Raw genomic sequence first — 9,229 nt, 5'->3', positions numbered from 1 at the left:
TGTATTGGTAGTGTGGACCACCGTGTGTTCGACTGTCCTCTGCGGGGGCAGCGTGAGATGGGGAGAAGGGCCAGCGCAGCCGGCGAGGTCGGCGCCGTCCGCGAGGGCCGCCTCGTAGGCCGCGACGGCGGGCGCCAGCGCGTCGATCATCGTCTTGTCGCCCTCGGCGGCCTTCCCGAGGTCCTGGGCGCCGTCCAGCGCGGCCTTGAGCGCGGTGCCGAGCGCGGCGGCGTCCACGTCCTCGGCGTCGCCGAGCGCCTTGCCGGCGCGGCGCAGGACCGTCCCGTAAAGAGGCCCGGACGCGCCGCCGGTCTTGGACACGATGGCCCGCCCGGCGGCGATCAGCACCTTCCCCGGCAGGGCATCCTCCGGCAGCGCCTCGACGGCGGCCCGGAAACCGCGGTCGAGGTTGTGGCCGTGGTCGCCGTCGCCGATGGCCGCGTCCAGCCGGGTCAGCCGCTCGGCGTCGGCCGACACCAGCTCGGCGGTGTGCCTGATCCAGGTGGCGACGTCAGCGGCGTTCACCGGCCCCACCGCAGCCCCGGCGTCTCGACGGGCGCGTCCCAGAGCCGGGTCAGCTCGGGCGTCACCCGGCACACGCTGATCATGCAGCCGGCCATCTCCAAACTGGTCACGTACGGCCCGACCAGGCGGCGGACGACGGTCGCGCCGTGCCCCTCCAGCCACTCGGCGGCCGCCGCGTAGGCGACGTACTGCTCGATCAGCGGAGTGCCGCCCATCCCGTTGACCAGCACGAGCACCTCGGAACCGGACAGCGGCATGTCCGCGTCGATCGCGCTCAGCGAGGCGTCCACGATCTCCGTCGCCGTGCCGATCTTGACGCGTTCGCGGCCGGGCTCACCGTGGATGCCGATGCCGAGTTCCATCTCGTCCTCGCCCAGCTCGAACGTGGGCGTCCCGGCGGCCGGAACGGTGCATGACGACAGCGCAACGCCGAACGACCGGCTGCGCTCGTTCACCTCCCGCGCCACCGCCGCGACGTCCGCCAGCGATGAACCTTCCTCGGCGAGCGCCCCGGCGATCTTCTCGGCGAACAGCGTGGCGCCGGTACCGCGTCGGCCGGCCGTGAACGTGCTGTCCTCCACGGCGACGTCGTCGTTGACGATGACGGACGTGACCTCGATCTCCTCGTCCTCGGCCAGCTCGGCGGCCATCTGGAAGTTCATGACGTCGCCGGTGTAGTTCTTCACCAGGTGGAGGACGCCGGCGCCGCCGTTCACCGCCATCGTCGCCGCGATGATCTGGTCGGGCACCGGGGAGGTGAACACCTCGCCGCAGCAGGCGGCGTCCAGCATGCCGTGGCCGACGAACCCGGCGTGCAGCGGCTCGTGACCGGATCCGCCGCCCGACACCAGGGCGACCTTCCCGGTGCGCGGCGCGTCCCCACGCACGACGGTGCCGTTCTCAGGGTCGACGTTCAGCGAGGGATGCGCGGCGGCCAGTCCGCGCAGCGCGTCGGAGACCACGTCCGCCGGGGCGTTGATGAGTTTGCGCATGCTTCTTGCTCTACCCCTGTGCGGCGCCGCGTCCCAGACCCAATCCGCGATCATCAAGGCGCGCGGTCCGGATAGGTTGCTTTCGTGAGCAAAGGACCGACGTTCCTGTACGACTGCGACACCGGTATCGATGACGCCATCACGCTGCTCTACCTGGCCTCGCTTGTTCGGGCGGGCGAGGCGGAGCTGGTGGGCGTCGGCACGGTGCACGGCAACATCGACCCGTTGACCGGCGCGCTGAACACACTGCGCGTGCTGGAGGCGGCGGGCATGACCGAAGGCGTGCCGGTCGCGGTCGGTGCGCCTCGGCCGATGGCGCAGGACGTCCACTACGCGCTCGACTGGCACGGGACGGACGGCCTCGGCGACACGCATCTACCCGACCCCGCTGGACGGCCGGTGGCCGAGTCGGCGCCCGCGCAGATCGTCCGGCTTGCCCGTGAGATGCCCGGTGAGCTGACCCTCCTCGCGACCGGCCCGCTGACGAACCTGGGCGCGGCACTGCTGCTGGACGGCGAGTTGCCGTCGCTGGTGCGCGAGGTCGTCGTGATGGGCGGCGCGTTCGACCACCCCGGCAACATCACCACGCACGCCGAGGCGAACATCTGGCACGACCCCGAGGCCGCCGACCTTGTGTTCGCGGCGGACTGGCCGGTCGTGCTGGTGCCGCTGGACGCGACGCACCCGACCGCCGTCCACGACGACTGGCTCGACCGGCTCGGCGCCCACGACGGTGAGGTCGCCCAGTTCGCCGCCCGCATCCTGAAGTTCTACGAGGTCGCCTACACGCCGACGCTGAAGCGGCGGGGCGCGGTCATCCACGACGCGCTCGCCGCGATGCTGGCCGTCGACCCGGGGCTCGGCGAGTACGTCCACCGTCCGGTCCGGGTGGAGCTGCGCGGCGAGCTGACGCGCGGCACGACGGTGTGGGACGCGCGCTCGCTGCCCGCCGAGGACGTCCGCCGTCCGGTCAAGGTCGCCGTCGGCAGCGACGTGGCGGCGTTCCAGGAACGCCTGCTCACGGCTGTGGTCTCGCTCTGACGCGGGAGTCCGCTGATCTTCGGAGATGCCGGGACGGTTCGCTGACCTTATTGTTGAAACCGTGACCAATGTTCTGGACGACGGTGAACTGCAGCGGATCCTTGTGGTGATGGCGCACCCCGACGACGTCGATTTCGGCGCCGCCGGGACGGTGGCCGGCTGGACGGACCAGGGCATCGAGGTCGTCTACCTCATGGTGACCGACGGCGACGCGGGCGGCTTCGACGACAACGTCTCCCGCAAGGAGATGGCGACGCTGCGCCGGGAGGAGCAGCGCGCGGCGGCCAAGTGCGTCGGGGTGAGCGACGTCCGGTTCCTCGGCTACTCCGACGGCCGGGTGGAGGCGACCCTGGACCTGCGCCGCGACATCGCCCGGGTGATCCGGCAGGTGCGGCCCGACCGGGTGCTGATGCCGAGCCCGGAGCGCAACTACGAGCGGATCTACCCGAGCCACCCCGACCACCGCGCGGTCGGCTCGGCCGCGCTCGACGCCGTCTACCCCGACGCCCGCAACCCGTACGCGTTCCCGGAGCTGCTCGCCGACGAGGGCCTGGACGCGTGGACGGCCCGCGAGGTGTGGATCAGCGGCGGTCCCGTCGTGAACCACTACGTCGACATCACCGACCGCTTCGAGCGGAAGGTGAACGCGCTGCGCGCGCACGTGAGCCAGACGGGGCACATGGGCGACGGGCTGCCGGAGATGCTGCGCGGGTGGCTGGGCGCGAACGCCGCGGCGGCGGGCCTCCCCGAGGGCCGGCTCGCCGAGTCGTTCCAGGTCGTCGACACCGCCTGAGCCGAGGCAGATTTCGGTCACACTCCAAATACACTCCCTCACAAGCCGTAATTAACTGCAGATCGGGCATGTACCCCATGTGACAGAACACGGGGGGTTGTCATGCCGCACGAGATCGAAGCCACCGCCACCTCCTGCGCCGAGCCGGATGTGATCTTCAAGCATCTGTGCGTCGCGGAGGCCTGGGGCGAGTGGGGCGGTTTCTGGATCCGCGCCCGGCGCGAGGCCGACGGCACCGAGCACCCGAACGGGATCGGGGCCGTCCGGTCCGTCCCGCCCTGGCGCGAGGAGGTCGTGGCCTGGGACCCGCCGCGGCACTACGGGTACGTCGCGCTGGCCGGTCCGCCGCGGCGCCGCGTCCTGGCGGACGTGACGCTGGAGCCGTGCCCGGCGGGCACGCTGATCCGCTGGCGCGGCGAGATCGACGGGTTCCCGGGCACCGGGCCGTTCACGCGGGCGGCGCTGCGCCGCCGGTTCGGCGCCTACGCGCGCCGGGTGGCCTGGCACGCCGAGCGCTGCGAGCCGGGCTGCCCGGCCCGCCTGCCGGGCGTCCTCTGACGGCCCTCTCCTGATCGACAGGTCGCACGAATTCGGGGGGATCGATGCGGCGTCATATCATCATGCTCGCGTTGGCCGCGGGCGCCACCGGGGTGGGCCTCACCGCCCACCTGCTCATTTCGGACACACCGCAGCGCAGGAACGGCGTGACCGTCGGCGCGACCGAATCGATCGCGGCCGGGCAGGGGGCGGCGGCCGTGGCGAAGGAGAAGACCCGGCCGTTCGACAAGTGGGCACTGGGCCACGCCGTCCGCGCCTACATCAAGACACGTCCGGGCAAGACCGGAGTGATGGCGGAGGACCTGCGTACTGGCCTGTCCTTCGGGGAGAACGAGAACGGCCGGTTCGTCACCGCCAGCATCATGAAGGTCGACATCCTGTCCAGCCTCGTCCTGCAGCGGCAGCGCGACCACCGCGACCTGACCGCAGGGCAGCGTGAACTGGCCGGACGGATGATCCGGGAAAGCGACAACAACGCGGCGGACGCCCTGTACTCGGCGGCCGGCAACGGAGACGGTGTCAAGAAGGCCAACAAGAAGTTCGGCCTGAAGGACACGAAGCCGTTCCCCACCTCGTGGGGTTCGTCCGTGACGACACCGGCCGACCAGGTGCGCCTGCTGACGAACCTGGTCTCGGACAAGAGTCCCATCAAGGCGGCGGGCCGCCAGTACATCCTGGGCCTGATGGGCTCCGTCATCGACGAGCAGGCGTGGGGCGTGAGCGCGGCGGCCCGTCCGGGCGAGAAGGTCGCGCTGAAGAACGGCTGGGCGCCGGTCCACCATCAGGGGAACGGCTGGGCGGTGAACAGCATCGGCCGCGTCACCGGACACGACCACGACTTCCTCATCGCGGTGTGCAGCGGGGACAGCCCGACGATGGAGGCCGGGGTGTCCACGGTCGAGCACGTGGCCGAGATGGTCGCCAGCACCATGCGCGACTCGCGCTGAAGCCGCGGCTGAAGCGGCGTCCCGGGCCCGGGCGGCGGGCCGGCCGCCCGGCGGACGCCGGGAAGGTCAGCCCCGCAGCGGACGAGTGAGCTTCGTGCCCTCGTCGGCGGCGACCGCGACGCAGGTGACGTTGCGGTCGCCCGCCCGCCACGACTGGTCCGTGGGGTAGTAGTAGGAGTTCGCCAGGCTGCTCGCCGCCGGGTCGCCGCTCACCTTCGCCCGGGTGCGGATCTTGCAGCCGTCCTCGGCCAGCCGCCGCAGCTGCGACTCCGGCGGCAGCGTCGAACCCGGCAGCTTGAAGACGGCCGTCACCTCGCCGTCGTGCGGCGACGTGCACGGGACGATCTTGACGCTCTCGACCTGGACCGGCTCCGTCGCGGACGGGTTCCCCGCGACCTTGTTGTCGTTGATGCAGTCGCCGAGCTTCATCTCCTGCGCGTCCACCTCCTTCGGCTTCGTGCGGGTCACGCTCGGCGTGCTCCCGCTGCCGGTGGAGGAGGAGTCGCTGGCCGCCACGATGACGCCGATCGCGATGCCCGTGACGATCCACAGGCAGGACAGGACGATGCCGGCGATCGCGAGACCGCGGCCCCGGCCGCCGTTCCGGCCGATCTGGCCCAGCGCGATCGCCCCGAGGATGGCGCCGAGGACGCCGAAGCAGCCGAGGAGCCCGGTGACGAAGGCCGCGACCGCCAGCCCGTTGGTCTTGTCGTTGCCGTACGGGGACCCGTAGCCGGGGCCCGGCGGCATCGGTGGCGGAGGGGGCTGATAGGGCGGCTGGGAGCCCGGATATCCGGGTCCGGGGGTGGATATGCCATGACCAGCGACTGTATCGGCCGCTGATAACGGTTCAGCCTCGATGCCCTCTATACGAGGCGGCGGGCGGCGGCCCAGCGCGACAGCTCGTGCCGGTTCGACAGCTGGAGCTTGCGCAGCACGCTGCTCACGTGCGTCTCCACCGTCTTCACCGAGATGAACAGCTCCTTCGCGATCTCCTTGTAGGCGTAGCCGCGCGCGATCAGCCGCAGCACCTCCCGCTCCCGCTGGGTGATCTGGTCCAGCTCGGGGTCGACCGCCGGGACGTCCGTGGCGGCGAACGCGTCCAGCACGAAACCGGCGAGCCGGGGCGAGAACACGGCGTCGCCGTCGGCGACCCGGCCGATCGCGTCCGTCAGCTCCGGGCCCGAGATCGTCTTGGTGACGTAGCCGCGCGCGCCGCCCCGCACGACCCCGATCACGTCCTCCGCCGCGTCCGACACCGACAGCGCGAGGAACTTGGACGGGACGTTCCCGTGCAGCCGGCGCAGCACCTCGATGCCCCCGCCGCCGGGCAGGTGGACGTCCAGCAGCACCACGTCCGGCCGCGCCCCGCGGATCACCGTGACCGCCTCGTCCACGTCGCCCGCCTCGCCGACGATCTCCACGCCGCCGCCCAGCTCCGCCTTCACGCCGGTCCGGAACATCTGGTGGTCGTCGACCAGCACGACCCGCTTCAACGCCTCGCTCATGACTTCTTTATCTCCAGCCGCACTTCGGTGCCCTCGCCCGGCGCGGTCCGGACGGTCGCCTTGCCGCCGTTGCGCTCCATACGTCCGATGATGGACCCCCGGACGCCCATCCGGTCCCCCGGCACCTGGTCGAGGTCGAATCCCTTGCCGCGGTCCCGGACGAACACGGCGATCTCGTCGCTCTCCACCTCCGCGTACACCGACACCGACGGCGCCTCCGAGTACTTGGCGGCGTTCACCATCGCCTCCCGCGCCGCCTGCAGCGCCGCGCCGAGCCGCTCCTCCAGCGCCGTGTCGCCCACGCAGACGATCTCGATCGGCACGCCGTGGTCGTCCTCGACCTCCCCGGCGAGCTCCCGGATCGCGGCGGCGAACGTCTGGTCGGGGTCGGCGCGCGGCTCGTACAGCCACGTCCGCAGCGTCCGCTCCTGGGACCGGGCGAGCCGCTGCACCTCCCGCGTGTCGTGCGCGTTCCGCTGGATCAGCGTCAGCGTGTGCAGCACCGAGTCGTGGATGTGCGCGGCCAGCTCGGCGCGCTCCTGGGAGCGGATGCGCTCGTGCCGCTCGGCGTCCAGGTCCTGCCAGAGCCGCACCACCCACGGCGTCACGATCACCGCGACCCCGGTCAGGATGATCGCCATCGCGATGATCACCGACCGCGCCTGGGCGGCCTCCACGTTCTGCACGACGACGCCGCCGATGCCGCCGACCACCAGCAGCAGGCCCATCAGGCTGCGCAGCCAGCGCTGCCGGAGCGGCAGCGTCCACCGCTGCCGCTGGTCGCGGTCGGCCTGCTGCCACAGGATCGCGGCGCCGACGCCGCCGATGATGAACGGCCACAGCGCCCACTGGACGACCCCGGCCGCGCCCCACGGCAGCACCGCGAGGCCCAGCGTGACCGCCGCGTAGGCGAGCAGCTGGCCCCAGTCGCGGCCGCGCCGCCGCTCGGCCGACGGGACCTTCTCCGGCGCGGGGACGAGGATCCAGAACGCGGCGTACGCGGCGATGCCGAACCCGCTCGCCACCGTCAGCAGCACGAACCCGGCGCGGACGAGCAGCACGTCCACGCCCAGATGCCCGGCCAGCCCGCGGCACACGCCGGCCACGAGCGCGCCCTCGGCGGCGCGCTCCAGCACCGGCGCCCGCTCGGGCGCCGTGTCCGGCAGCTCCGCCGTCTCCTGGCTCACCGCCGCCCCTTCCTCGGTACTCCCACGTCACCGATCGTCACACGCCCGCGCGCGCACCGCATCAGGGACGTACCCCGGAACCGGCTCAGGGTCCGGTCAGGGACGTCCCCGATACCGCGCGGGGGCGGTGACGCGTCACGATGGCAGGCATGGACGGCGAGCAGAGGACGCGAGAGCGGACGGACCACGGCTACCAGCGGCTGGCGCGGGACGCGGACCGGCGGCTGCTCGCCGGCGTGTGCACCGGCCTCGGCCGCTACACCGGCATCGACCCCGTCGTCTTCCGCGTGGGCTTCGCGATCCTCGTGCTGGCGCACGGGCAGGGCGTCCTGCTCTACATCGCGGCGGCGCTGCTGATGCCCGCGAGCCCCGGCGAGTCGTCGCTCGCGGAGCAGTTCTTCAAGCGGTGGTTCGACGCGCAGGCCGTCCTGTCGATCCTGGGCGCGCTGCTGTGCGTCGGCGTCGCGCTGGCCCTGTTCGGCGGCGCCTACACCGACGCGATCGCCGTCATGGTGGTGGTCGGGCTGGTGCTGGTGGTCGCGCGCTCGCGGGGCGCGGACCTGGTGGCGGCGGCGCGGTCCGTCCCCGAGCGGCTCGCCGGGCACCCGCCGGAGCCGTCCGCGGAGTGGACGCGGTCGGAGGACGTCATCGTCGGTGGCGTCTCCCTCTACAAGGACCTGCCTGAGGAGCGGCCGGCCGGCGGCGGGCTGCCGCCCGGCATGATCGACCTCGCCGAGTACTCGGCCACCCGCGCCGACGCGCTCGCCGACGACGTGCCGGCGACGAAGAAGGCGCCCAAGAAGGAAGGGTGCGGCGGCGGCCGGTCGCCGGCGGCGACGATCACGCTGCTGCTGGCCATGGCCGCGGGCGCCGCGCTGATCCCCGTCGCCAAGGGCTACCCGGCCCCCGACTCCTGGCTGATCGTCATGGCGCCCGCGCTCGCGGTCGTCGGCCTCGGCCTCGTCCTCGGCGGCTGGTTCCGGACGCACGGGCTCGCCACGGCGGGCACCCTGCTGACCCTCAGCATGCTGACGACGACCGTGGTGGGCGATATGCCGCGCAATGCCGAGTACGGGGACATCGACTGGCACCCCACCGACGTCTCGCAGACCAACCAGACCTACAAGGTCGGCATCGGCCAGGGCGACCTCGACCTCACCGCCCTCTCGATGACCCCCGGGCAGCGCGTCACGATCGACGCGCAGGTGGGCCTGGGCGGGCTCGCGGTGACGATCCCGGCCGCCGCCCGCGTGCGGGTGGACGCGAAGATCGCGCTCGGCGACCTGAGCATCCAGCACCGGACGACGAGCGGGCCGAACGCCAAGGTCACCCGCGTCCTCGAACCGGAGACGCCCGGTGGCAACCCGCCCGTGATCGAGCTGCGGATACGCGGCAAGGTCGGAGACGTGGACGTGCACCGTGGCTGAGGACAAGAAGGCGACCAAGCGCTACCGGTTCGACCCGGCGGGCCCGGTGACCGGGCTGTTCTTCCTCGCCCTCGCCGGCCTGTTCCTCGCCGAGGGCCTGACGGACGAGCCCGTCCTGTCGGCGACCGTGCTGGCCCCCGTGGTGCTGATCGGGCTCGGCCTCGTCGGCACCGTCCGGGTGCTGACCCGCGCGCGGCGCCGCCACCTGCGCTGACCAGGGCTCCCGCCGCCCCGGAACGGGAAGTAGTGTG

Annotated in this window: 11 protein-coding genes; 6 read left to right on the top strand and 5 right to left on the bottom strand. The window is 72.4% G+C overall.

Translation table 11 applies throughout. The features are described 5' to 3' along the window. The coding region (dhaL, locus tag HUX53_RS22695; RefSeq protein WP_176405230.1) for a dihydroxyacetone kinase subunit DhaL at nucleotides 1-525 on the bottom strand (525 nt) is incomplete at its 3' end. Then, nucleotides 522-1,517, bottom strand: coding sequence for a dihydroxyacetone kinase subunit DhaK (gene dhaK / locus HUX53_RS22690; RefSeq protein WP_176405229.1), 996 nt, complete (start codon nucleotides 1,515-1,517; stop codon nucleotides 522-524). The genes dhaK and dhaL, both read right to left, overlap by 4 nt. Nucleotides 1,518-1,601: 84 nt before the next feature. Between dhaK and HUX53_RS22685 the strand changes: the two genes are divergently transcribed. From HUX53_RS22685 to HUX53_RS22670, 4 genes are all read left to right on the top strand, one after another. Further along, nucleotides 1,602-2,558, top strand: a complete 957-nt coding sequence (locus HUX53_RS22685; RefSeq protein WP_309237375.1) for a nucleoside hydrolase — start codon at nucleotides 1,602-1,604, stop codon at nucleotides 2,556-2,558. Between the two features lie 109 nt (nucleotides 2,559-2,667). Next, nucleotides 2,668-3,351, top strand: coding sequence for a PIG-L deacetylase family protein (locus HUX53_RS22680; RefSeq protein ID WP_255205528.1), 684 nt, complete (start codon nucleotides 2,668-2,670; stop codon nucleotides 3,349-3,351). Between the two features lie 102 nt (nucleotides 3,352-3,453). Next, nucleotides 3,454-3,909, top strand: coding sequence for an SRPBCC family protein (locus tag HUX53_RS22675; RefSeq protein WP_176405227.1), 456 nt, complete (start codon nucleotides 3,454-3,456; stop codon nucleotides 3,907-3,909). Nucleotides 3,910-3,971: 62 nt separating this feature from the next. Next, nucleotides 3,972-4,856: a serine hydrolase gene (locus HUX53_RS22670; protein WP_176405226.1), complete on the top strand. Its 885-nt coding sequence runs from the start codon at nucleotides 3,972-3,974 to the stop codon at nucleotides 4,854-4,856. Nucleotides 4,857-4,922: 66 nt separating this feature from the next. On the opposite strand, the gene HUX53_RS22665 is transcribed toward HUX53_RS22670, so the two are convergent. From HUX53_RS22665 to HUX53_RS22655, 3 genes are all read right to left on the bottom strand, one after another. After that, a complete protein-coding gene (locus HUX53_RS22665) occupies nucleotides 4,923-5,606 on the bottom strand; it encodes a DUF4190 domain-containing protein (RefSeq protein WP_176405225.1) in 684 nt (227 codons plus the stop codon). 116 nt (nucleotides 5,607-5,722) lie between these two features. Continuing rightward, entirely contained in the window at nucleotides 5,723-6,364 is a 642-nt protein-coding gene (locus tag HUX53_RS22660; RefSeq protein WP_176405224.1) for a response regulator transcription factor, read from the bottom strand. After that, nucleotides 6,361-7,551, bottom strand: coding sequence for a PspC domain-containing protein (locus HUX53_RS22655; protein ID WP_309237374.1), 1,191 nt, complete (start codon nucleotides 7,549-7,551; stop codon nucleotides 6,361-6,363). Before HUX53_RS22655 ends, HUX53_RS22660 begins: the two co-directional genes overlap by 4 nt. Nucleotides 7,552-7,700: 149 nt before the next feature. Between HUX53_RS22655 and HUX53_RS22650 the strand changes: the two genes are divergently transcribed. Further along, nucleotides 7,701-8,978, top strand: a complete 1,278-nt coding sequence (locus tag HUX53_RS22650) for a PspC domain-containing protein (RefSeq protein ID WP_176405223.1) — start codon at nucleotides 7,701-7,703, stop codon at nucleotides 8,976-8,978. Then, a complete protein-coding gene (locus tag HUX53_RS22645) occupies nucleotides 8,971-9,192 on the top strand; it encodes a hypothetical protein (protein WP_176405222.1) in 222 nt (73 codons plus the stop codon). Before HUX53_RS22650 ends, HUX53_RS22645 begins: the two co-directional genes overlap by 8 nt. The last annotated feature ends 37 nt before the right edge of the window (nucleotides 9,193-9,229 follow it).

The sequence above is a fragment of the Actinomadura sp. BRA 177 genome (assembly GCF_013372625.1).
Lineage (GTDB): Bacteria > Actinomycetota > Actinomycetes > Streptosporangiales > Streptosporangiaceae > Spirillospora.
The sequence above is the reverse complement of the archived record's forward strand: the minus strand, read 5'-3'. Positions and strand labels throughout refer to the sequence as shown.

Excerpts from the sequence above, each read along its gene's own strand:
- HUX53_RS22670 (WP_176405226.1), top strand. The coding sequence starts at position 3,972 with ATGCTCGCGTTGGCCGCGGGCGCCACCGGGGTGGGCCTCACCGCCCAC.
- HUX53_RS22675 (WP_176405227.1), top strand. The coding sequence starts at position 3,454 with ATGCCGCACGAGATCGAAGCCACCGCCACCTCCTGCGCCGAGCCGGAT.
- HUX53_RS22660 (WP_176405224.1), bottom strand. The coding sequence starts at position 6,364 with ATGAGCGAGGCGTTGAAGCGGGTCGTGCTGGTCGACGACCACCAGATG.
- HUX53_RS22680 (WP_255205528.1), top strand. The coding sequence starts at position 2,668 with ATGGCGCACCCCGACGACGTCGATTTCGGCGCCGCCGGGACGGTGGCC.
- HUX53_RS22665 (WP_176405225.1), bottom strand. The coding sequence starts at position 5,606 with ATGCCGCCGGGCCCCGGCTACGGGTCCCCGTACGGCAACGACAAGACC.
- HUX53_RS22650 (WP_176405223.1), top strand. The coding sequence starts at position 7,701 with ATGGACGGCGAGCAGAGGACGCGAGAGCGGACGGACCACGGCTACCAG.
- dhaK (WP_176405229.1), bottom strand. The coding sequence starts at position 1,517 with ATGCGCAAACTCATCAACGCCCCGGCGGACGTGGTCTCCGACGCGCTG.